Here is a 21,918-nt window from a genome sequence, read left to right on the forward strand (position 1 = left end):
TAGGCTTTAATTTTAAATGTAAGATTCTGTAAGAAATTCATTTTGTTTGGCCAAAGGATAACCCCATGAAAAAAGTCTTTGTTACTCGAAAAATACTGCCTGAAGGCCTAGACCTCTTGGCCAAAAATGGTTTTAAAGTGGAAGTCACAACTAAAGACGAACCCCTTACTCCGTCCGAATTAATGGAGAAATCAAAGGCAGCAGACGCCCTTATTTGCACCATGGCCGATGCCATTAATAAAGACTTCCTTGAAAAAAACACCCATTTAAAAATCATCACCAATTACGCTGTCGGAGTGAATAATATCGACCTGGATACCGCTAAAAAATTGGGCATCATCATCGGCAACACTCCAGATGTTCTCACTGAAGCGACGGCCGAAACCGCTTTTGGGCTTATGATCTGTGCGGCCAGAAATTTTCGTTCGGCCATCAGAAACGCTGAAGAAGGAAAATGGAAACACTTTGAACCCCAGGGGCACCTAGGGCATGCCCTTAAAGGAAAGGTCCTCGGCATCGTTGGATACGGGCGCATTGGAAAACGCCTGGGAGAAATGGCCCACGGAGCGTTTGGAATGGAAGTCAGAGGTTATAAAAGAGGTGAAGACTTAATCGCTTTCTTAAAAGATATCGACGTCCTTTCTCTGCACATTCCACTTACACCTGAAAGCCACCACATCATCGGGAAAAAAGAAATCGCCGCTCTTAAAAAGACGGCCATTATTGTCAACACCGCCCGCGGAGACGTCATCGACCAGGACGCTCTTTATGAAGCGCTAAAAAATAAAGAGATTTTTTCAGCTGGATTAGATGTGACAACACCAGAGCCACTAGTGCCGACTCACCCACTTTATTCATTACCAAACGTTATGATTCTTCCCCACATTGGCTCGGCCACATATGAAGCAAGAAGAGCAATGTCGATTATGAGTGCGGAAAATATTATGAAGGCGTTTTCTTAGTTTGAAAGAAAAAGACGCCCATCCTTGGAGTCTATTTCATAGAGACATAAGTCACAAAAAACAAAAGGGCCCAGTTAGGGCCCTTTTGTTTTTGATTTTTAATTAGTGCTTAAGATCGTTAATGATAGTGATTCTTGTTACGTCTTCACCACGTCCACCAGTTTGTGGGCGGTAAACTGATCCAAGACATCCTTCTTCTGTACGAGAGTAGTCTTGGTCTCCTCTAACAAGGATTCCTTCTACGATACCAGTTCTTGAGTCAACAACTGCTGAACCAGAGTTCCCACCGTATGTGTCTGCGTTTGTTACGAAGAACGTTGGGTTTGTATTGTTTCTCATATCAGCTGCAGCTGTGATTTTTGTTGGAAGACCTGTTGGGTGACCGATTACAGTGAAAACTGCATCGTCAGCTGGCTTTCCTTCTGTTCTGTACTTAAGTGGAGTGCGTCCAGTAACAACTCTTTCAAGTTTTACAACAGCGTAATCCGCTTGAGTCATAGAATCTTTCTTTCTTTCGATGATTTTTGAACAACGGTAAACTTGGTCTTTGTTGAAAGTGAAAGTTTTTTCTTCTTTCTCTTTGTTAGCAAAGTCGAATACCCAGTAGTGCCCCTGACAGTCGAAGTCAGAGTTAATACAGTGACCAGCAGTCACTAGCTTATCTCCAGCTACAAGGAACCCAGAGCAGTTACCTGCAGTTGGTTGGTTAGCGAAACGCTCATTCTTACACATTCCAGACTCAGCAAGCGTTTCAGCTTTAACTGTGTATTGACCTGGAGTTGTTTCAACTAGGTTTCTGTTAAGGATTTGAACAGCTGTTGAAAGAGAAAGCTCTTTCATCAGGTTGTCGTTAGATTCGAAAATGTCCAGACGATCGTCCTGTCCGTAGATAACTTTATCAACTGGAGTTGTTTTAGCGAAAGCTGAAACAGAAAGAGTAAGAGCAAGTAGAGCGATGAATTTCATATAACGTCCTTGTGTAGGATTTTTTTTCGTCCGACGACTATACTGCTATTATCTGAAATTTTTACACTTACAAAAACTTACTTCTTGACAATTTTAATCAACATCTTCTTACATTTTCTTACCGCAAAGGTAGACGGATTTCACAGATCCTGGGAATGTTTCACCTAAAAACGGTGACCACTGGGCCTTTGTTTTGAGATCTTTTTTCTCTACTTTCATTGGGGATTTTAAATCTAAAACCGTAAAAGATGCACTGAATCCAACTTCGAGAAACCCGAAGCCATTTCCCCATTTTTTGAAAATATCTGAACGATCGTTTAGTGATGAAAGAAATTGGTTAAAAAAGATTCCAGGCCCTTCGCTGGCGATTTGAGCGATGGTTTTTGGGTCAATTTTTTGATCGAGAATAAGCCAAGTCACAAAAGGTCCAAAGGTATCAAGACCAGGAAGCCCACTGGTTCCTTTGATTTTTTCTTCTTCGCTATGAGGAGCGTGATCAGTGGCCAGGTAATCAATATGCCCTTCTTTAACGGCATTGATTAAGGCCTCTCTATCCGACTCTCCACGGATGGGTGGATTCATTTGAAAGAAGGTTTGCTCTTGTGGAGATTTTTTTGAAAGCCTCTCCATCGAGTAATAAAGGTGCTGTGGAGTCACCTCACACGTGACGTTCACACCTCTTTTTTTAGCGGCGATAATCGCTTTTAAACCTTCTCCAGCACTGTAGTGACAGAGCTTTCCTTTAAGGTTGTATTTCTCAATGAGTTTAAGCGCGATATCGGTGGCCATCAGCTCTGCACTCACCGGTCTTCTCGCTCCATGAGTCGCCTCACCTTTGTGGGCCTCCAGAATTTCCGGGTCTTCACAGTGAAAACTCACATGCTGATTTTTGTAGTGAACGAGAACATCATCCAGGCTTTGATTGTCTTTAAAAAAAAGCTCGCCAATCGAAGGCCCCATGTAGGCCTTGTAAGGCACAGTGAAAGTCAGAGGTCTGGTTGATGGGCCAATTCCTGCATAAAGGAGAATAGGCACATCGACTTTTTTAGTGAGTTTGAATTTATTTAAATAGGATTCATCATCAATGGGCGGAATCGGGTTGTTGGGCATATCGGCCACATGGACCACCCCTCCGTTTAAGGCCGCACAGCACGTTGAATGAAAATCTTCTTTATAAGTGTTTTTCCCTGAAACATCTTCGCGGGCATGAATGTGAATATCACCCATTCCGGCAAATAATAAACACTCATCACCGTAATAATAGTCCACTTCAGTGCGGGTCTTTTTTGCTTCTGTCACTCCGGTAATAAGCCCGGTCGTTTCATCAAAAGTAATATCGAGTCTTGCGATCTTTTTTGAAGTGGCACAATTGGCCTGAATGGTTTTCATTGCATGGTCTCTACGTCAAACTGCCAGATGCGTCCATCGATGTCTTTAATAGAAAGACTTTTTTCGTCTTCGCTCTCTGAGGCGATCTCTTCGCTGATTTTTTGGTCGGATTTGCGGTAAAGGAAAAAGTTGTATTTACTTTTGATTTCCTGGATCTGTTCCTTTTCTTTAAGTTTAAAAGCAAACTTAATCCCGAGAGACTTAAAATTTTCTTTTTCAGCTTCGGGAAGTTCGATGAGTTTTAGATTGAGCCCATCATTGATCACCAGGTCTTGTTCGGGGTCCACTTCAAATTCAAATACGTCGGAGAGAAAATCCATCATTCGGATTTTATCCTGACTGTAAAGAATAAGGGGCCCACAAACATATTCCATATATGTTTATGGTAAGAAAGTTTCTAGAGTTTGGGAATATATTTAAGCGGCAAATAAGTTGAGCGCTGGACACTTTCTCCGCGGCACTCTTTATCCCCACACTTTGCCGGGCGGTCACACCCTAACTGGAAGTCGGTTTTAAAGTCGTCATCACCACGGACCAGAATTCCTTCAACCATTTTTGATTTGATTCCCAAAACAGGAGAACCAGAGTTTCCTGAAAAGGTGTCAGCATTAGTCTTAAAAACAAAGTCCAGAGTGTTGTCTCTGATCATAATATTAGAAGTAAGCATTTTTGGCATTCCTAACGGATGCCCGATGACCATCAGTGATTCATTGGTGGCCGTTTTTCCTTCCCTTCTGATTTTTAATGGAGCTCTGTCCGTGATTGGACGCTCAAGTCGAATTAAGGCGTAATCTAATTTTGCGTTCTGCGACCAGCTCACCAGCTCTTTACACGCATAGGCCTTCTCTTTAGAAAAACTCACCGTGCTTTTTGGCGGAAGAAAATCCATGCGGTCGTCGTAATCTAAAACCCAGGTCTGTTTTTTACAGTCGTATTTGTCTTTTACACAGTGGCCGGCCGTCACGATTAAATCAGGCGCCACCATAAAGGCCGTACAGGCAGAAACGAGAGGCTGGTCTAAAAAGCGCTCTCCATCACAGAAATTAAGCCCGGTTTTTAAATCGCGGGTCTCAATCCCAATCGTTGTTTTATCATTAGATGTAATTCGCCAGTTGGGAATTTGTGCCAGGATGGAGCGAGAAAAAGTAATCGCCTCAGCATCGTACGTGACATCCAGATCGCTTACGAGCGTGCGGTTGTCTTCGCCATAAATGACCTTGTCATTGAAAGCGTCAATAGTGTTAGCGTGAGTGATATCGGCCTGAACCAATACCAACAATAATGGCAATGATAATAATAAATTCATGCCCTACGATTTATAGAATGGGCCGCATTTTGATAAGAAACAATCGAAAGACAGGTATTTTTTACAGGATTTTTGGATCGTGGACTCTAAACAAAAGCTTGAGTTTTGCCTCTGACTGGATTTTTTGAATGAGTTTTTTGTGAAGTTCTTCCAGGGCGACTGGGTCAGTGGTGTTTAAGGCCTTTTTAAGAAAGGATTTCTTAGAGAGCCCAATGACATGAGGATTTTTAAGCCCACGGGCCAGAAGCTCACCTTCAAGCTCGCTGTAGCGATTAATCAGCTCCCAGTTTTGCTCATAGGTCTTAGAGAACCCAAACCCGGCATCAAAGAGAAGCTGCTCCTCCATCCCGAATTCCTTAAACCAGTTATAGGCCTTATGAAAAGCATCCGCAGTCTGGGCGATGATGTCTTTTGATTCATCCAGAAACTTCATGTGATCTTGAACTTGTTGACGGGAAGGAATATGCGAAAAAGTGTAGATGTAAGCGAACTTCTTTCCTTTAAAAGTTAAAAGAGCTGCTTTTAATTTGTCGTCTAAGACGCCACTGACATCGTTAAAAATCAAACGGGCATCGTCATGAAGAGCGCCGAACATCTCACTCATCATCAGAAAACTTTGCGGTTTATAGGTATCAAAAGAAACCATACGCCCCTGGAAATTGTAGTCACGGCTCGCATCTAAAAAATCGCGAAAGCGCGCGACTTCCTCATCAAGTGGAACAAAACTATTCATGGGAGCGGTAGACTCAAAACCAAAATCACAAATAACACTCTTATCAGCGAGAAAAGATGTGAGTTGTTCTTCAAAATGTTTTTGATTAAGAGAGTGGCCTTTATCAGAAAAAGAGTCGGGAGTCCTGTTGATGACTCCCAAGCTCTTATATTGGTCAAAATTCATTAAGCTAGTACTGGGTCCAATCCTTTAGAAATTTTTGGCCCTTCATCTTTTGATGAAGAGTCAGATCTTTTATCCGATTTTAACGGAACACCGATATCAATTCCCGCCACAACATCTTTGACTTGTTGGAAGTCAATTGTCTCCCATGCCATCAGAGCGTGAGCAAGACGATCTAGTCCATCACGGTTTGACTTAAGGATATTGATGGCCTGACGGTAGTTCTTTTCAACGATGCGGTTGATTTCTTCATCGATTTCCTGAGCTGTTTTTTCAGAGTAATCAACGTTTTCACCCATACCTGTAAAAGCAGATTGTCCCGACTTATGGTAGTTGATCGGCCCCATCTTCTCACTCATACCCCATTTACAAACCATTGAACGAGCTAACCCTGTTGCTCTTTCGATGTCGTTCGAAGCACCTGAAGTCATTTGTCCGTAAACGATTTCTTCAGCACAACGCCCACCCATTAAGAAAGCAATGAAGTTTTCTGCGCGGTCATTTGTAAGAGAGAGCATGTCTTCGTTTGGAAGAGTTTGAGTCACCCCAAGAGCTCCACCACGTGGCATGATTGATACTTTGTGAATAGGGTCAGTGTGTGGAAGGTTCATACCTACCAGTGTGTGACCTGCTTCGTGATACGCTGTCATCAGTTTTTCTTTATCAGAAATGACTAATGATTTTCTTTCAGGTCCCATGAGAACTTTATCTTTTGCTTGCTCGAAGTCTTCGTTAGAAAGCTTCTTCTTATTGTTTCTAGCAGCGTTTAGGGCAGCTTCGTTAACAAGGTTAGCCAGGTCAGCACCAGTAAATCCTGGAGTTCCTTTAGCGATTGTTTCTAGATCGATATCATCTTCAAGTGGAGTCTTCTTAGTGTGAACTTTAAGGATTCCAAGACGACCGCGGACATCCGGAGCACCAACCATTACACGTCTGTCGAAGCGACCTGGACGAAGAAGAGCTGGGTCAAGAACGTCAATACGGTTAGTAGCTGCAATAAGGATAACACCTTCGTTTGATTCAAACCCGTCCATCTCAACAAGAAGCTGGTTAAGAGTTTGTTCACGTTCATCGTGTCCACCACCAAGACCTTGACCTCTGTGGCGTCCAACTGCATCGATCTCGTCGATGAAGATGATACATGGAGCGTGTTTTTTACCTTGTTCAAAAAGATCGCGAACACGAGACGCCCCAACCCCTACGAACATTTCAACGAAGTCCGATCCTGAGATTGAAAAGAATGGAACGTCCGCTTCACCAGCAACAGCTCTTGCAAGAAGAGTCTTACCAGTTCCAGGAGGACCAACAAGGATAACCCCTTTAGGAATTTTCCCACCAAGTGCCGTGTATTTTTTTGGGTCTTTTAGGAAGTCGACAACTTCTTCAAGTTCCTCTTTTGCTTCCTGAACACCTGAGACATCAGAGAAAGTGATTTTCTTTTCATGTGGGTTTAGCATTCTTGCACGTGACTTCCCAAAGCTCATCGCTTTGCCGCCACCTGCTTGGATTTGTCTCAGGAAGAAATAGAAAATAACAATCAGAAGAATCATCGGTCCCCAGTTAAGGAGAAGTGACGTGAAGAATGTTTGTTTTTCTTCTTCTTCGTAGCGAGGAACAATGTTGTTTTCGCGAAGAATATTAAAAGTGTTATCTCCTGTGCTTCCAGTTAAAGTGAAGCGAGAGCCATTCTCGTATCCTGGTTTGAATTTACCAAGGATTGTTTTATCACCTTTGAAAGTAACTTCTTCAATATTCTTTTCCTGCACGGCCTGAACGAAAACCGGGTATTCAATGTGCTTGATATCGTTTTTATTAACAGTCGCTAGTTTTGCAACCAGGGCCATCAAAAGGATTACGACAATCCAAAGTGTGAGAGTTTTTTGCTGAGGTTTCATTTAAATTCCTTCTTAGTCGTGTGGTCTATTCAAAATTGAATAGGCCTTATTATTCTATAAACCCAAGACAGAAGAATCAAGTATGAGAGCGGCTTTCGCTAACATTTGTCTATCGCGCGCGGAGAGTAATGGAGTAAAGGTGTAGGAGATTCCATGGTTCTTTAGCCACTCACACGTTACCGGAAGCAATGGGTGCATGAACTTGGAACTCTTTTTGAGTTTTTTTTGGGGGTCAATCGCTAAAAGTGGGAAGCTTAAAGAGGCAGAAAGCTCAGGAATCTGCGTCTTTTTAGAAATATAATCCCTTAATTTTAGGTCAAAATCCTGGTAAAAATCCCTGTGTTTTTCCCCTAAAATGAGCAAATGGGTGCGCATCAGGTATGCGCTGACGCCTCCAGAGAGGTTCAGTGGGCCTTTAAAAGGAAAAGTCGCCGGGTTTTTCATGATTTCTACGTGGGCACTTAGAAGCTTGTTCACTTCCTGATCAATTTCACCACGTGTGCTTTTTGAAAAGCGATGAATAGCGTCTTTAATTTCATTTTTATAAAGCGAGAGATCTTCTGAGACAAAAAGTGCACCTCCAGAAGCTTCTTCGATTACCGAGAGATCGCACTGTCTGCATTTGTGATGAAGATTATTCATCATCGCCAGTTGGTTGTGGCGAGAGACATAATGCTTAAGCGCCTGCGGGTATTTTGCATAAATTTGATGAGTAACTGACAAGCGCAGGGCATTTCGCTCGAACTTATCGCTGTGGTTACTCATGTCTTCAAGCCATGAAAGTTTTTTTGCACGGGCATAACGCAGGATTTGTTTTTTACTCACGCACATAAAAGGACGGACAATTCCTCTGTTAAAAAGTGGAATCCCCAATGTGGATTTCACATGCGATTGTTTAAAAGACTGCATCAGCGTCCATTCAAAAGAGTCGTCGATGTGATGAGCGGTATAAACCCAGTATCCCCTTTTAATAAAATCGCTGTAGATTTTTTTTCTTTCGGCCCTCGCCTTTTCTTCAAAGTTTTTTTCATCTAACGACAAATTAAAATGAAAAATATTGACCTTCACTTCGAGCTGATCTGCGAGCTTTGTGACGAGCTCCTCTTCTTTTTTATTTTCTAAAGGACGGGTGCCGTGATTGAAATGAATGAGTTCAAAGTCCTGGTTAAAACTTCCCAAAACATCGGCCAGGGCCACTGAATCCACCCCACCAGAGATGGAAATCACGATCTTCTTATCCGGGTGAATAAGCTCGTGTTCGCGGATAAAACCCCTTACGTGTTCTTTAAAATTCAGGCAAAAGAGATGGTGTTTTTTATGGCGTAATTCACTCATACTTAAAATTAATTCTAAACTGTTTGATCTTTTTTTGACAGGATTCTTGACAGATAACTCCCTTAAATTTAGTATGACCGAAAACTTTTTTATGGCTTGGTAGCTCAGTTGGTTAGAGCGATGGATTCATAACCCATAGGTGGGCAGTTCGATTCTGCCCCAAGCCACCAAAAAAAATCTTTAATAAATCCCCCGACTTTTACTTTAGGAAGAATGTTATGATCAGAAATCTAGTTCTTGCGTCAATGGTTCTTGCTTTAACGGCCTGCACGACTCCTTCTCAATCAACTTCACCAAAAGCTGAAGAAACAACTCTTGCTGCTGCACCTGTCGCAAAAAGCAGCGAGAAAAAATCAGATAAGTCAGCTCCTTCAATGAAAAACAAAGCAAAAGAGTGCATTTGCACAAAACTTTGGATGCCAGTTTGTGGGGAAAACAACAAAACTTACGGAAATGCTTGTGAAGCGGACTGCGCTGGTGTGAAGTACACTGAAGGCGCTTGCAAAGATAAGCTTCAAGACGTTTAGGCCTCTTAGAAAATCATTTTCTCCAAACGTTTGGCCGCTAAAAAGGCCATCGTAAAGCCGTTCTTATAGAGTCCGTTGACTCTAAAGAGCTTCTTTTCTTCATCGAGAGCGCCGGTAATTAAAAGGCGCTTAGGCCCTTTATGGCGAAGCCCTGTGGTGATTTTATAATCTTTCATCTCACCCACATCAAAAGTTAAAATCTTTTTCATTTTTAAAAGTAATTTCGACAGTCCATAAACATCAGGAGCTTCGTAAGCTCCAATAGTCGTCAGGCTTCCGATAATTAATTTTTTCTCTAAAGCATTTCTTCTATAGAGAACGTAATGGCCATCGATTGAGATATAAAAAGATTTCTCTCCTAAATCAATCTCTCGCTCTAAAAAGCTTCCGGCCTTAATAGTATTTTTATCTTCGATAGACTCTGCTTCAGGTGGTGCGTGAAAACGTTCAAAAATTTTAGCAAAAGCACCAGTTGCAAAAAGAACTTTGCGGGCCAGGACTTCTCTTCCATCGGCCAGCTTAATGGCGAAGGACTCACCTTTTTTTTCCAGGTCTTTGGCAAAAAAAGGAAAATTTGTTTTAGCGACAGTGATTTGCGAAGAAAGCCATGAAGAAAAAATTTCAGGTGAAATAATATACGAGTTATATTCTGTTCCCTGATGTTCGTCATGAATTCTGGGGTTTTTAATCGTGTCTAATTTTTTATAACGGCGTAAAAGTTTTTTCGTGTCGTTTTCGTTTGTCGAAATCACCACGCGTTTAACTTCTTCCACTCCTTCTGGATGATAGGTCTTATAAAGTTCATCAAAAAGAAAAAAAGCTTCGCGCATATCATTGCCAAGTGGGCTGACATCTTCTTCGATTCCATTGAGAGAAACAGTGGCACATGTGCGCAGTGAACACGCAGGTGCAATCTCATTGGAGAAAATATGGGCAATAGAAAAATTCTGACTTTTCCTCTCAGAGCGTGAGAGATTCCAAAGAAAACTCTGTGCCGCTACGCCATTACCAATGACTGCTAAGTCAAAAATTGTTTGATTTGATGAATTTTCCATAAATACACAATATGAAAAAGACTATTCATTTGCCAACACTTTTTATTATGATTATCGTTTTATTTCACAACTTTTAGGATCACAGACCACACAGAAACTATTGGAGAATTACGAAATGTCACTAGAACAAAATGCTGTCATCTTTGCCGCTCAGGAAACGCAGATCAATGCAAGAAACGTCCTGGCCGTTTTAAACCTGTTGATCACAGAACAATCAACGGTTCCCTTCGTAGCACGCTATAGAAAAGAAGCTACTGGAGGAATGGATGAAGTACAAATCAGAAACATCCATGAAGCCTATGAGAATTATTTAGAAAGAGAAAAGCGCCGCGAATACATTCTGGATGCCATCAAAAAAATGGAACAGATGACTCCAGAACTGGAAAAGAAAATCAAGGCGGCCGACACGATCAACCAGCTTGAAGACTTATACGCTCCTTACAAAGCGAAGAAAAAATCGAAAGGGATGCTCGCTAAAGAAGCTGGGCTTGAGCCACTGGCAAACATCATTCTTGGAACGCCAAAAACAAAAGAGCAACTTAAAGCTGAGTTTGGCGATCAATTCAATAAGCCTGATCTTAAGATCAAATCTTTTGAAGACGCTTACTCTGGAGCTTTCGATATCATCATCGAAACAATGGCCCACGATACAGAAGTTAAAGACATTCTTCGTGCAGACTTCTGGAAAGATGCTGTTTTAAAATCGACAAAAAGAGATAAGGCCGAAGAAGAAGACAAAGAGTGGATGAAATACAAAGACTACTTTGAATTCTCACAAAAAATTTCTGAACTTAAAGAGCCAAAAGCAGGCCACCGTTTCTTGGCAATGAGAAGAGGGATGACATCAAAGACTCTAAAAGTTGATGTTGTTTTCCCGGAAGAAGTGGCACTCGGGTTACTAAAAAAGAAATTCTTCAACGCTGGAAACTTAGGATGCCTTGCTGATTTAGAGCTAGCTTCTAAAAAAGCTTACATGAACTACATCTACCCTTCTCTTGATTTGGAAGTGAAATCAGAATTAAAAAGAATTTCTGATGAAACGGCCATCAACGTCTTTGGTGTTAACCTGAAAAACCTTCTGCTTCAACCCTACCTTGGGCCAAAAGCAGTTATCGGTGTTGACCCTGGGGTAAGAACAGGTTGTAAGATCGCTATCGTTGATAACACAGGTAAGTTTTTAGCTGATTGTGTAATCTATCCACATGAGCCAATGAAAAAAGTTAAAGAATCGGCAACGATCTTAGACGCTATTATTGAGCAATTTAAAGTTCACCACATTGCTATCGGTAACGGAACCTATGGACGTGAGACACTTGCTTTCATCCAGGAAAACGTAAAATTAGTTAAAGAAGGAAAGGTCAACGCGACAATGATTTCTGAAGCTGGTGCTTCTGTTTACTCAGCAAGTGAAATTGCGGCCGAAGAATTCCCGGATAAAGACGTTACAGTAAGAGGGGCCATCTCAATTGCTAGACGTTTCCAAGACCCTCTAGCTGAACTTGTAAAGATTGACCCAAAATCAATCGGTGTTGGCCAATACCAGCACGATGTAAACCAAGCTCGTCTAAAAAAATCACTAGAAGGTGTGGTTGAATCGTGTGTAAACTTCGTAGGAGTTGACATCAACACGGCATCTGCTCCCCTTCTTGCATACGTTTCAGGGATCGGACCTGGGCTTGCTGGTAACGTCGTAAAATACAGAGACAGCCACGGTGCTTTTAAAAACAGAAAAGAAATTTTAAAAGTAACTCGTTTCTCGCCAAAAGTTTTCGAACAAGCGGCAGGATTTCTTCGTATCTATAACGGAGAAGAGCCTCTAGATGCAACATTCATTCACCCTGAGCGCTATGATCTCCTGGCCTCATGGGCAAAGAAAAATAACGTCAATACAAAAGAGCTGGTTGGCGATAAAGAACTCATCGCAAAACTTGAAAGAGACTCTTCTTTAAAAGCAGAGCTTGGAGAATTAACTTTTAACGATATCGTTAAGGCCCTAAAAGCTCCTTCTCAAGATCCGAGAACAGAATTTAAGTCGTTCGAATATAGAAAAGACGTCTCAAAAATCACCGATCTTAAAATCGGAGAATGGTATCCGGGATTAGTGACAAACATCACTCAGTTTGGGGCCTTCGTTGATATCGGTATTAAAGAAAACGGTCTTCTTCACGTTTCGCAAATTTCAGATAACTTTGTTGAAGATGCGATGACTGCTCTAAAAGTTGGTCAGGAAGTAAAAGTTCAGGTAATGGACATCGACTACGACCGCGGAAGAATTTCTCTGACAGCAAAGCAAGGAGCACAAGTTAATAGAAGTGCCCAGGCGACTCCAGGCGAGAGACCACAGCGCTCAGGACCTTCTAAGCGCGATATGGAAAAAGCTCAAGCTCCGGCCCCTGCGCTTAAGAACAATGCTTTTGCAGGATTAAAAAACTTAAAACTGTAATGACATCCAGTCGACTCAAAAAAAATCTTATCCTATGGTTGCAACTTTTTGTTGTGGCCATAGGTCTTATAAGACTTGTTGGCGACACCTTTAGAATTAAAACACTGGACCAGATTGGATTTGCTTCTGGTTTTTCTCCTCTTCCCTTGGTTTTTTCAGACCGTCAGGGTGTTGAAGACTTCGCTCATTTAATTAAAGTTGATTACCAAACAAAAAGTGGTTTGAAAAAAAGCACCGTCTTTGATCAAAAGTTCTACTCCAACATTCAAGGCCCGATTTATTTAGTGGGGACATACTCAGTGGCCATCGCTTATTTCCCACGTTTTCCAGAAATGCTCTGGAGGCCGGCGCTCACTTATGGTTTTTGCCATCAGGGAACTCTGGCGCGCGCGATGAATGAAGCCGAAGAGATTGCGAGTGTAGAAATTAATATCCATCACCTGGAGAAATCATCAGGGCATTGGAAGGAGAGCTTTACATGCGCTCCTTAACAAACTCACAATTTTTTTCTTTGGTGAGAATGCTCTTTGGGTTGTGGCTGATTCAGCATTTCTTTTTTCTTATTCCTTATGGGAGAGAGCTTTATAGTTCTGAAGGGATGAAAGTGGCAGGAGGCGCTCTTTATTTAAAAGATTTTCTCGCTCCTCTGCGCTCTCCTGTTGGGATTTCGGTGCTGCTGGTGCTTTCTCTTTTAAGCTCAATTCTCTTTACCCTAAAAATTAAAAGAGCACTTAATTGCCTTTTTCTTTTTTTCACCTGGGTCTTTTTCTTCCATCAAGATCTCCTTAGTTATAACCCGGGAGTTCCCTACGTTGGATGGATGCTGCTGGCGCTGTCTCTGGTGCCAGATAATGAAGAGAGATTCTTCTGGGAGAATAAATCCCCTGAGTTTTCTTTTCCTCCGGTTTTATTCTGGGGGCTCTGGCTTATCGTCACTCTCGGATACACCGCCAGTGGACTTCACAAACTCTTCTTCTCTCCCCTTTGGCGTGAAGGTCGCGCTTTAATTTATGTTTTTGATTACCCGGCCACGCGTTTTGAGACCCTGGCCCAGCTCTATTTTGGGCTCCCACTCTTTATTCAAAAAGTAGTTAATTGGTCAGTTATTGCGGTTGAAGGAACTTTTTTTCTGGCCCTTTTTATTCCAAAAGGAAGAAAAACACTCTGGATTTTGAACTCACTTATGCATTTAGGAATCCTCATCACTCTCAAGTTCGCCTCATTATCAATTGTTATGTTAATCATTCATCTCTTTATGATTGAGGATGGATGGTTTAGTCCATATGGCGTTTCCAAACTTAGAACATCATCAAAAAAATAACATTAGTCATTTAATAATTATTTATAAAAAATTTATCATTTCCAAGGGTTTTGACGATAAAGCTTTTGACTAACTTAAGCACAAGTCCCTTTTGGAGCCTTACTTATGACAAAATCAAAACGTTCATTAATGTTTCGCCTCATGACGGCCATTAATCTTTCGGCCCTTATTATTTTAATTGCGATGGGAGCTTTCAATCTCAATAAAACAACAATGGAAGTTGAAAAGCAGATTGATGATGCAGCTGAAGCGCTTATTCAATCTGTGAAATATACAACTGCAGAATATGTAAAAACTAAAAATATAAGTAACATTCAATCTATCGCCAACAGCATGACAGTCGATTCAAGCGTCAATGAAGTCTTTTTTTATGACAAAGATAAAAAGCTTATTGCGACAGCAAAGAATAAAGATGAATCAGTTCATCAGCATGTTGATAAGCTTTTCCAAAAAGACAGCGAGATTATTAAACTGGGAGAAGAAAAAGAAGGTCCAGTCGGTTACATCACTTTAAAATACAACCACAATGAAATTGTCGACATCAAAAAAGACTTCATCATTAGTGGGATTGTTGCCAACATCGTCTCTCAGATCATCCTTGCTTTAGTTATGTGGTGGACACTTTCACGCAGCCTAAAAGCAATGAACCTGACAACTGATAAACTAAAAGAAATTACAATTGCAACAAGAGACAGCTCTACTGAACTAGAAGGAATTTCGCACGAAGTTTCAAGCTCAGCTAACGAACAGGCCGCTTCTATTCAAGAAACGGTGGCCACACTTGATGAGATCACTTCACAAGTTAATACAACGGTAGACAGTGTCGCTAACTCGACGAAAAAATCTGAAGAATCACTTTCAATCGCAACCGAAGGAAAACAAGTTGTCGATGAAATGATTGGCTCAATGGAGGCCATCGGAAAAAGTAATCAGGACATTATGGAAGAGATCGCCCGTGGAAATGAGCGCATTGGTGGAATCGTCAAGATCATCAATGAGATCTCTGAAAAAACCAAAGTCATTAACGATATCGTTTTCCAGACAAAACTTCTATCATTCAACGCTTCTGTTGAAGCAGCACGCGCCGGTGAGCACGGAAAGGGGTTCGCTGTTGTTGCTGAGGAAGTGGGAAAACTTGCTCAGGTATCTGGTAAAGCTTCAACTGAGATCGCCGACATCCTGGGCGACAGTATTGTAAAAGTTAATTCAGTTATTGAAGAAACTAACCGCAACGTTAAAACCCTAACCGAAGCTGGAAGCTTGAAAGTTGAAGATGGGATGAAAGTTGCAGCCCGTTGTGGGACTGTACTAGAAGACATCGTAACGAATGCTACAGTTGTAAAAAATATGCTTAACGAGATCTCGATTGCCTCTAAAGAGCAGGCCGAAGGTGTCCGCAACATTGCGGCCGCGATGAACCAGCTTGACCAGGCCACTTTAAGCAACAACAAGGCGGCTGCCCAGTCTTCTGAAAATGCAAAACATCTTTCACTTCACGCCAACTCTCTTCAAATTGCCGTTACAGATCTCGAGACAGAAATCTTTGGCGGGAAGATGACAGTTGAAGCGTCTCCAAAAAAGACTCCAAAGGAAGCCCCTAAAAAAGAGATGCCTAAAGACATTGAAGCTTATAAAGAAGTGGCGAAAAAAGTTGAAGTAAAAACTGAAGTTCGCTCAGAAAAGCAGGCTGAAAAACACTTAGATATGCCTAAAAAGACCGCCCAAAAAGCTGAAGTTCCAAAGCCCAAGAAATCTTTTGAAGCTCCTAAAAAGGATAATGTGCTGCCAATGGTGGCTAAAAAAGAAGTGAAGCAAGCTCCTGCTACGACAAAAACAAAAGTAGCTGCGAACTCTACGCCTGCTTATGATGATCCAAGATTTGAAGACGTTTAAGTTATGAGACAGAGCGGACATGATCCAAAAGATCATGTTCGCGCTTAAACTGATTAAGCGCAAAGATTGAAAACACTGACGAAATCGCATACGGCACTAAAAAAGAAATCAAAAGCCCCTTTCCTGTAATCAAAATCGGAATCTTTCTATCCACAAAAACATCCGGCATAATTTCCGGAGCGTAATGATTAAAAAGCCACAGGAAAATAAGCCCACAACCTACTCCAGTTCCAATAGAAAGAATGCTCATCAGATGCAGGAAGTATTTCGTCGCGCGGTCGATCTTAGAAAACGATGCTCCTAAAATCCAGAAACTCGCCAGGTCTGATTTAATCTTGTTAAAGAAAATCAGAAGCCCTGAAGTGATACAAAGAGACACAAGTAAACTCATGGCCGCAAAAAGAAAAATCATCACTGTGCTTTCAAGTTTTAAGGCCCACACTAGAGTGGCATTCTCTTCTTCCCATGTTTTAAGCTCAATACCTGAAGGAAGAAGTGAGCGCAGCTCTTTAAAGTCCATGTCGCTATAAATGCGGACGCGGTTTATCAGGTGCGATTGAATTAAATTCTGAACAAGAGGAAGCCTCACCCAAATATGATAGAGGTCAATTTCTGGGACTTCAGTAGAAATCGTGCGCTCAACCTGGATAGACTGACTTCTTGGGACATCCCCTAGAAGATCATCAACATGGGCCGGAGAAATCATGGTCAGAGTCTCAGGAGGCGCTACACCCACTTTATAGGCGAGTTCAATCGGCATGATCGCATCAACTTTTTTTTGATCTATACTGCTTTGAAGATCAGCACGCAAAAGATCCGGGACATACCCACTCTGATCAATTCCATGAACAAGAACTGGCGTAATAAAGGTTTGGTAACGAAGAAGAAGTTCTATTTCATACTCTTTGCTATAAAGGGCCTTTTTAGCGTCTAAGATTTTAAAAAGCTTCTCATAGCCAGGGTCGTTTTTTGGGGCCTTATAATAAAGCGTCGCCTTTCCTAAAACGGATTTTGAGCGCACCATTAAACTGTTTTGAAGTCCGCCCATCGTGCTTTGAAGAACAATTAAGGCAAAAGAAGAAAGAAAAAGGCCAACGACTGAGAGAATCAGCAATCGTTGGCGATTTTTAGCAGAAATTATATAAAAGAAGAAATACTTAAGATACGTTACAAACACTACTTCGCTTTCTCATAAAAGGTGGTTTTTGTTTCCACCAGATCCGTTAAATATGAGTTAGGAGTATAGCGTTCGCGGTCTACTGTTTCACTAAAATTCTTTAAAGCGCCCAGGATTTTATCCAATCCTTCACTGTCAGCGTAACGCAACAGCCCGCCTCTAAATGGAGGGAAACCGATACCAAAGATAAGACCTAAGTCTACATCAGCTGCGGTTTCAACGATTCCATCTTTTAGGATGGCCGCTGCTTCATTGATCATTGGAAGAAACAGTCTCATCTGAAGTTCAGACTCGCTCATTTTCTTTTTTTCTTTTGGCAGAAGCTCTTCGACTTCCGGGTTTGGACCTGTCACTTTTCCTTTTTCATCATAGAGGTAAAATCCTTTTGATGTCTTTTTACCAAGGAAGTTTTTCTCAGAAAGTTTCCCTGACATTTTTGAAGGATAAGCGCGCGCTCCTAGACCGTCGTGCATAACTTTACCAACCTTAACCGCAACGTCGATACCAACTTCATCCAGAAGTCTTGCTGGCCCCATTGGCATACCAAAATTTAGTGCCGCCTGGTCAAGGTCTTTAACACTCACACCTTCTTCTAACAGGTATCCTGCTTCATTGAGGTATGGCATAAGAATTCTGTTAACTAAAAATCCCGGACCGTCTTTAACGATAACCGGAGTTTTCTTGACTCGTAAAACCCACTTATGAAGAGCTTCAATTGTCTCTGGAGCAATCTTGTCGTGGATAATGATTTCCACCAGTGGCATCAAGTGAACCGGGTTAAAGAAGTGAAGTCCCGCAAAACGCTCAGGGCGCTCAAGGGCCTTTGACATCTCCTGCACCGATAGTGAAGACGTGTTACTTGTTAAAAGAGTTTCAAGGTGAACTTGTTTTTCTGTTTCAGCAAAAACTTTCTTCTTGATATCCATGTTCTCAACAACCGCTTCAATCACCAGGTCAATTTTTTTGAAACCTGAGTAATCAAGCTGAGCTGTGATGGATCTTTGTTTTCTTTCAAACTCATCAGGAGTGATTTTCTTTCTCTTAAGAGCTCCCTGGAAGTTTTGTGAAGACTGTTTAAGACCTAAGTTCAGCGCGTCTGTCGTTAAGTCTTTCATGATCGGCTGCATGCCCGCTTCGGCCATCAGCCACGCAATCCCTCCTCCCATTGTCCCGGCACCAAGGGCCGCTCCACGAGAGAGAACTGGAAGAGGTTTTGAAGATTTTGGGCCGTTATATTTTTTAACAGCTTCCGACATAAAATAAATGTGCTGAAGGTTTTTACTTTGCTCACTAATAGCAAGCTCACCAAAGGCCTGAGCTTCACTTGCCAGATAGCTCGTGCGCCCTTTCATCATCCCTGAATCCATAACGTCCAGGATCTTAAGCGGAGCTTGGTAAAAGCCATTTGTTTTCTTTAAAACGCTTTCACGCACTTTTTGGAAAATGATTTTTCTTGTGACAAAGTTCTCTGTCGCAAGTTCTGTCATTGATTCTTTAATTGATTGAGGTTTTGCTTTTCTGTTAAAGAAATTCGGCGCCATCGCTAAGAGATTTTCACGTGGGTAAACTTCTTCCACCAGGCCGATTCTTTTTGCCTTCTCAGCGCGAAGAGTTTTACCTGTCAGGATCATATCTAAAGCGTTTGGAAGACCGATTTTTCTTGGCAGGCGATACGTTCCTCCGAATCCCGGGATAAGTCCCAGCTTAACTTCTGGAAGTCCAAGAGAAGTCTTTGATGAATTTGAAGCAATAATGGCCTTACATGAAAGTGAAAGCTCAAGACCTCCACCTAAACACACACCATCCACACAGACAACTGTCGGGATCTGAAGATCTTCAATACGGTTGTAAATATTTTGTCCGCGTTCTGCTCCGTCGGCCGCTTCTGCTTCTGTTCTCATGCTGGCAATCAGGTTGATGTCTGCACCGGCAAGAAAACAATTCTCTTTATGAGAAAAGAAGATCGCACCTTTTAGAGCTGTCCCTTTAGTGTGAAGCTCTTCGACGATTTCCATAAGCTCCATCATCGTTTCAATATCAAGTGTCGTCATTGATTTTGTACTATTGAAACCAAAACCAATGTAAGCGATATCGTTTTTATACTCTAAGCTGATTTTATTATTTGCCATATACTTCTCTCTTTTTATTAATTAACGAACCAGGTTTTCGACAACAACAGCTCCACCTTGACCACCACCGATACAAAGCGACGCTAAACCGTACTTCCCTTTTCTTCTTCTTAGCTCGTGAATTAACGTCACCACTAGTCTCGATCCAGTTGATCCAACCGGGTGACCAAGAGCGATCCCGCCGCCGTTGACGTTGACTTTACTCCAGTCCAACTCTCCCCACGCGTGGTCTAATCCAAAACGTGCGGCCACTTCTTTATCTTTTAGACCAATTCCTACTGCCAGGATTTGGGCCGCGAACGCCTCGTTAAGTTCAAACAGATCGAAGTCTGAAAGCTTAAGATTTGTTCTCTTCATTACACCGTCCATCGCCAGAAGAGGACCCATCCCCATTCTCTCTGGCTCAAGGCCGTGGAAGTGGTAATCAGTCATTTTAGCAATGGGTTTTAAGTTGTATTTTTTTACTGCTTCTTCAGAAACAAAAAGCAGAGCTGAACCACCATCAGTAATTGGACAGCTGTTACCAACAGTGACTGTTCCTGATTTTTTATCGAAGTATGGCTTCATTTTGCCCAGGCCTTCAACTGTTGAGTTCGCGCGAGGACCAACGTCATCAGTTAAAAGTTTATTCAGTGATCCACCAATAGTGATTGGCAGGATTTCATCTTTAAATCTTCCTTCTTTTGTCGCTGCTGCTGCTTTTGCATGAGAGTTGTTAGCGTACTCATCCTGCATCTGACGAGTGATTTTTAATTCACGTGCCAGAAGCTCCGCCGTCTGCCCCATATTTAATCCACAAAAAGGATCTGTCAGACCTTGCTCGATGGCCACGATTGGAGTCAGATAATTAGGACGGAAAGTACTCATTGCTGAGAGTTTTTCTCCCATCGTTTTTGCTTTCATCAGTTTTGCAAAAAGCTCAGTCATCTCTTTGTTGTACATAAGTGGCATTTGCGACATTGATTCAACACCACCGGCAACAATGACATCACATCTTCCCGAAGCGATTTTTAAATACGCTTGAGCAACGGCCTCCATTCCTGAAGCACAGTTTCTGTGAACTGAATAACCAGAAGTTTTTTTATCAAGACCCGCTTCAAGAGCGATTACGCGTCCGACGTTTGGGTATTTTGCTGGAGTTCCAGTGTTTCCGAAGATCACTTCATCAACCTGGTCTGTCGGGATGTCTGTGTTGTCAATTAAGTGCTTAACTAAGTAAGCTCCTAAGTATGGCGCTTGCACATCTTTTAAATCAAGGCCTGCTTTTGCTTGTGGCGTTCTTTTTCCATCGACGATGTAGACATCTCTCATTGACATAAAATTCTCTCCATGAATTGGCGGCAAATAAGATTGATATGCTAATAATTCTATAGCGTCTTATGGATTTTAGAAAGGAATGTTTCAGAGGGAATTTTTTAATACTGGAGCAAAAAAAACGGGCTTCATTTGAAGCCCGCTCTTGTTAGATTTTCATCAGAAGTTTGTTGGTTAGAATCTGATAACTAGACCAGCTTGAACTGCAGTTACATCACCATCTTCGATTTCTTTAGAGATGTTCTCTAAACGCCCTTGGTCTGGGTTAGTTGAAACCGTTCCAGCAGACTTTGAAATCCCTGAAGTAATGTTCTTTGTGTATGACAGGTCAAGGTTTAATCCAATCGTGTCAGAGATATCGAATTCAGCACCTAGCTTAGCAGATCCTGCGAAAGCTGATGAAGAAAGCTCTTCGTTACCAAAGTTAACATATCCAGTGTTATATGCTGTGTTGTTGTCATACTTTAGACCTGTACGGTTAAAGCTTAAACCTGCTCCAGCATATGGCTTAAATTTCGAGTCTTCAGTAAAGAAGAATTTCCCTGTCGCTTCAATTGTAAGCTTTGTGAACTTCATCGCTCTTCCTGAACCATAAGTTCCGTAATAACCAGTGTTATAAACGTTGTTATAACCTGTGTTTACATATTCGTTAGCAACATCTGAAAGATCCATTGTTGCATAGTTAAGTCCAAGACCTGCTGAAATTTGTGAAGTCAGCATTGTTTCAGCATTAACACCAAAAGATACGTTTGACTGAAGGTCAATTCTGTCACCTTTAATGTTGCTGATTCCAAGAGAAGGAATCACTTTTGATTTCTTTTCTTCTTTTACTACTGGAGCTGGTACTTCAACGATTCTTGTTTCAATCACTGGAGCCGGTGCAACAGGTGCCGGAGCAACTGGAGCCGGTGCAGCTTGAGTTGTTTGAACTTTATCTTCGTTTAAGTTGTTTAAGCTGTTATTGAAAGCACCTTGAAGCTTATTTGTTAAAGCAATCTCTTGCTTCACGCGGATATCTTCAATTTTCTTTTCAACCATTAGCTTATTTCTTTCTTCTAGCTTTTCTCTTCTTCTCTTTAGAAGTTCAGAAGGAGATAACTTTCCTTCGATTTCAATCTGGTCCATATCCAGAGCGTCACCGTTAGCTAAAGCATCTTCTGCATCATCAAGAACATCGTCTTGAGCGCGTAGTGGAGCAGTGTGAGCTGTTGCTGCAATTAAAGCCGTAGCTAAAAACAAGCTCATAAACGTTAATCTTTTGTTTTCCACCTTAAGTTTCATAACTTCTCCTCATGTATAGACCTAAGCACT

Annotated in this window: 18 protein-coding genes and 1 tRNA gene; 7 read left to right on the top strand and 12 right to left on the bottom strand. The window is 41.7% G+C overall.

Going from position 1 to position 21,918, the window contains the following annotated elements:
- Window positions 1-65 precede the first annotated feature (65 nt).
- Window positions 66-962, top strand: a complete 897-nt coding sequence (locus AC6JA8_RS09770; protein ID WP_497973635.1) for a 2-hydroxyacid dehydrogenase — start codon at window positions 66-68, stop codon at window positions 960-962.
- A gap of 102 nt (window positions 963-1,064) precedes the next feature.
- Here AC6JA8_RS09770 and AC6JA8_RS09775 read toward each other — a convergent pair whose 3' ends face one another.
- The 7 genes from AC6JA8_RS09775 to tilS all read right to left on the bottom strand — a co-directional run bounded on the left by AC6JA8_RS09775 (window position 1,065) and on the right by tilS (window position 8,748).
- Window positions 1,065-1,928 carry a trypsin-like serine peptidase gene (locus AC6JA8_RS09775; RefSeq protein ID WP_102243639.1) on the bottom strand — a complete coding sequence of 288 codons (864 nt, stop codon included), beginning with the start codon at window positions 1,926-1,928 and terminating at the stop codon, window positions 1,065-1,067.
- 108 nt (window positions 1,929-2,036) lie between these two features.
- Window positions 2,037-3,317 carry an amidohydrolase family protein gene (locus AC6JA8_RS09780; protein ID WP_497973636.1) on the bottom strand — a complete coding sequence of 427 codons (1,281 nt, stop codon included), beginning with the start codon at window positions 3,315-3,317 and terminating at the stop codon, window positions 2,037-2,039.
- Window positions 3,314-3,640, bottom strand: a complete 327-nt coding sequence (locus tag AC6JA8_RS09785; RefSeq protein ID WP_142409493.1) for a hypothetical protein — start codon at window positions 3,638-3,640, stop codon at window positions 3,314-3,316. Before AC6JA8_RS09785 ends, AC6JA8_RS09780 begins: the two co-directional genes overlap by 4 nt.
- Before the next feature lie 74 nt (window positions 3,641-3,714).
- Entirely contained in the window at window positions 3,715-4,623 is a 909-nt protein-coding gene (locus AC6JA8_RS09790; RefSeq protein ID WP_497973637.1) for a trypsin-like serine peptidase, read from the bottom strand.
- A 61-nt stretch (window positions 4,624-4,684) separates the two neighbouring features.
- A complete protein-coding gene (locus AC6JA8_RS09795) occupies window positions 4,685-5,521 on the bottom strand; it encodes a dihydropteroate synthase (RefSeq protein WP_497973638.1) in 837 nt (278 codons plus the stop codon).
- The gene (gene ftsH / locus AC6JA8_RS09800) at window positions 5,521-7,413 is read right to left on the bottom strand and encodes an ATP-dependent zinc metalloprotease FtsH (RefSeq protein WP_497973639.1); all 1,893 of its coding nucleotides are present in this window, start codon (window positions 7,411-7,413) and stop codon (window positions 5,521-5,523) included. Before ftsH ends, AC6JA8_RS09795 begins: the two co-directional genes overlap by 1 nt.
- A 54-nt stretch (window positions 7,414-7,467) precedes the next feature.
- The gene (tilS, locus tag AC6JA8_RS09805; protein ID WP_497973640.1) at window positions 7,468-8,748 is read right to left on the bottom strand and encodes a tRNA lysidine(34) synthetase TilS; all 1,281 of its coding nucleotides are present in this window, start codon (window positions 8,746-8,748) and stop codon (window positions 7,468-7,470) included.
- Window positions 8,749-8,841: 93 nt separating this feature from the next.
- Here tilS and AC6JA8_RS09810 point away from each other — a divergent pair.
- Window positions 8,842-8,918, top strand: a tRNA-Met gene (locus AC6JA8_RS09810).
- Window positions 8,919-8,966: 48 nt separating this feature from the next.
- Window positions 8,967-9,275 carry a Kazal-type serine protease inhibitor family protein gene (locus tag AC6JA8_RS09815; protein ID WP_497973641.1) on the top strand — a complete coding sequence of 103 codons (309 nt, stop codon included), beginning with the start codon at window positions 8,967-8,969 and terminating at the stop codon, window positions 9,273-9,275.
- A 5-nt stretch (window positions 9,276-9,280) separates the two neighbouring features.
- Here AC6JA8_RS09815 and AC6JA8_RS09820 read toward each other — a convergent pair whose 3' ends face one another.
- On the bottom strand, window positions 9,281-10,330 hold the full coding sequence (locus AC6JA8_RS09820; RefSeq protein WP_497973642.1) for a hypothetical protein: 1,050 nt from the start codon (window positions 10,328-10,330) through the stop codon (window positions 9,281-9,283).
- Between the two features lie 115 nt (window positions 10,331-10,445).
- Here AC6JA8_RS09820 and AC6JA8_RS09825 point away from each other — a divergent pair, with 115 nt between their 5' ends.
- From AC6JA8_RS09825 to AC6JA8_RS09840, 4 genes are all read left to right on the top strand, one after another.
- On the top strand, window positions 10,446-12,773 hold the full coding sequence (locus tag AC6JA8_RS09825; RefSeq protein WP_497973643.1) for a Tex family protein: 2,328 nt from the start codon (window positions 10,446-10,448) through the stop codon (window positions 12,771-12,773).
- A gap of 53 nt (window positions 12,774-12,826) precedes the next feature.
- A complete protein-coding gene (locus AC6JA8_RS09830) occupies window positions 12,827-13,264 on the top strand; it encodes a hypothetical protein (RefSeq protein WP_497973644.1) in 438 nt (145 codons plus the stop codon).
- A complete protein-coding gene (locus tag AC6JA8_RS09835) occupies window positions 13,252-14,094 on the top strand; it encodes an HTTM domain-containing protein (RefSeq protein ID WP_497973645.1) in 843 nt (280 codons plus the stop codon). The genes AC6JA8_RS09830 and AC6JA8_RS09835 overlap by 13 nt, the downstream gene beginning before the upstream one ends.
- A gap of 105 nt (window positions 14,095-14,199) precedes the next feature.
- The gene (locus tag AC6JA8_RS09840; protein WP_497973646.1) at window positions 14,200-15,987 is read left to right on the top strand and encodes a methyl-accepting chemotaxis protein; all 1,788 of its coding nucleotides are present in this window, start codon (window positions 14,200-14,202) and stop codon (window positions 15,985-15,987) included.
- A 1-nt stretch (window position 15,988) separates the two neighbouring features.
- Here the strand turns inward: AC6JA8_RS09840 and AC6JA8_RS09845 are convergent, their stop codons facing one another.
- From AC6JA8_RS09845 to AC6JA8_RS09860, 4 genes are all read right to left on the bottom strand, one after another.
- Window positions 15,989-17,164 (bottom strand): ABC transporter permease, encoded by a 1,176-nt coding sequence (locus tag AC6JA8_RS09845; RefSeq protein WP_497973647.1) that lies wholly within the window; start codon window positions 17,162-17,164, stop codon window positions 15,989-15,991.
- Window positions 17,164-19,293, bottom strand: a complete 2,130-nt coding sequence (locus AC6JA8_RS09850) for a 3-hydroxyacyl-CoA dehydrogenase NAD-binding domain-containing protein (RefSeq protein WP_497973648.1) — start codon at window positions 19,291-19,293, stop codon at window positions 17,164-17,166. The genes AC6JA8_RS09845 and AC6JA8_RS09850 overlap by 1 nt, the downstream gene beginning before the upstream one ends.
- Before the next feature lie 21 nt (window positions 19,294-19,314).
- On the bottom strand, window positions 19,315-20,610 hold the full coding sequence (locus tag AC6JA8_RS09855) for a thiolase family protein (protein ID WP_142409481.1): 1,296 nt from the start codon (window positions 20,608-20,610) through the stop codon (window positions 19,315-19,317).
- Window positions 20,611-20,781: 171 nt separating this feature from the next.
- Window positions 20,782-21,888: an OmpW/AlkL family protein gene (locus AC6JA8_RS09860; protein WP_497973649.1), complete on the bottom strand. Its 1,107-nt coding sequence runs from the start codon at window positions 21,886-21,888 to the stop codon at window positions 20,782-20,784.
- Window positions 21,889-21,918: the final 30 nt, after the last annotated feature.

The organism is Bacteriovorax sp. HI3 (genome assembly GCF_059738875.1).

What these genes read in the sequence shown, in the direction of transcription:
- AC6JA8_RS09770 (WP_497973635.1), top strand. Translation starts at nt 66, where the DNA reads ATGAAAAAAGTCTTTGTTACTCGAAAAATACTGCCTGAAGGCCTAGAC.
- AC6JA8_RS09775 (WP_102243639.1), bottom strand. Translation starts at nt 1,928, where the DNA reads ATGAAATTCATCGCTCTACTTGCTCTTACTCTTTCTGTTTCAGCTTTC.
- AC6JA8_RS09780 (WP_497973636.1), bottom strand. Translation starts at nt 3,317, where the DNA reads ATGAAAACCATTCAGGCCAATTGTGCCACTTCAAAAAAGATCGCAAGA.
- AC6JA8_RS09785 (WP_142409493.1), bottom strand. Translation starts at nt 3,640, where the DNA reads ATGATGGATTTTCTCTCCGACGTATTTGAATTTGAAGTGGACCCCGAA.
- AC6JA8_RS09790 (WP_497973637.1), bottom strand. Translation starts at nt 4,623, where the DNA reads ATGAATTTATTATTATCATTGCCATTATTGTTGGTATTGGTTCAGGCC.
- AC6JA8_RS09795 (WP_497973638.1), bottom strand. Translation starts at nt 5,521, where the DNA reads ATGAATTTTGACCAATATAAGAGCTTGGGAGTCATCAACAGGACTCCC.
- ftsH (WP_497973639.1), bottom strand. Translation starts at nt 7,413, where the DNA reads ATGAAACCTCAGCAAAAAACTCTCACACTTTGGATTGTCGTAATCCTT.
- tilS (WP_497973640.1), bottom strand. Translation starts at nt 8,748, where the DNA reads ATGAGTGAATTACGCCATAAAAAACACCATCTCTTTTGCCTGAATTTT.
- AC6JA8_RS09815 (WP_497973641.1), top strand. Translation starts at nt 8,967, where the DNA reads ATGATCAGAAATCTAGTTCTTGCGTCAATGGTTCTTGCTTTAACGGCC.
- AC6JA8_RS09820 (WP_497973642.1), bottom strand. Translation starts at nt 10,330, where the DNA reads ATGGAAAATTCATCAAATCAAACAATTTTTGACTTAGCAGTCATTGGT.
- AC6JA8_RS09825 (WP_497973643.1), top strand. Translation starts at nt 10,446, where the DNA reads ATGTCACTAGAACAAAATGCTGTCATCTTTGCCGCTCAGGAAACGCAG.
- AC6JA8_RS09835 (WP_497973645.1), top strand. Translation starts at nt 13,252, where the DNA reads ATGCGCTCCTTAACAAACTCACAATTTTTTTCTTTGGTGAGAATGCTC.
- AC6JA8_RS09840 (WP_497973646.1), top strand. Translation starts at nt 14,200, where the DNA reads ATGACAAAATCAAAACGTTCATTAATGTTTCGCCTCATGACGGCCATT.
- AC6JA8_RS09850 (WP_497973648.1), bottom strand. Translation starts at nt 19,293, where the DNA reads ATGGCAAATAATAAAATCAGCTTAGAGTATAAAAACGATATCGCTTAC.
- AC6JA8_RS09855 (WP_142409481.1), bottom strand. Translation starts at nt 20,610, where the DNA reads ATGTCAATGAGAGATGTCTACATCGTCGATGGAAAAAGAACGCCACAA.
- AC6JA8_RS09860 (WP_497973649.1), bottom strand. Translation starts at nt 21,888, where the DNA reads ATGAAACTTAAGGTGGAAAACAAAAGATTAACGTTTATGAGCTTGTTT.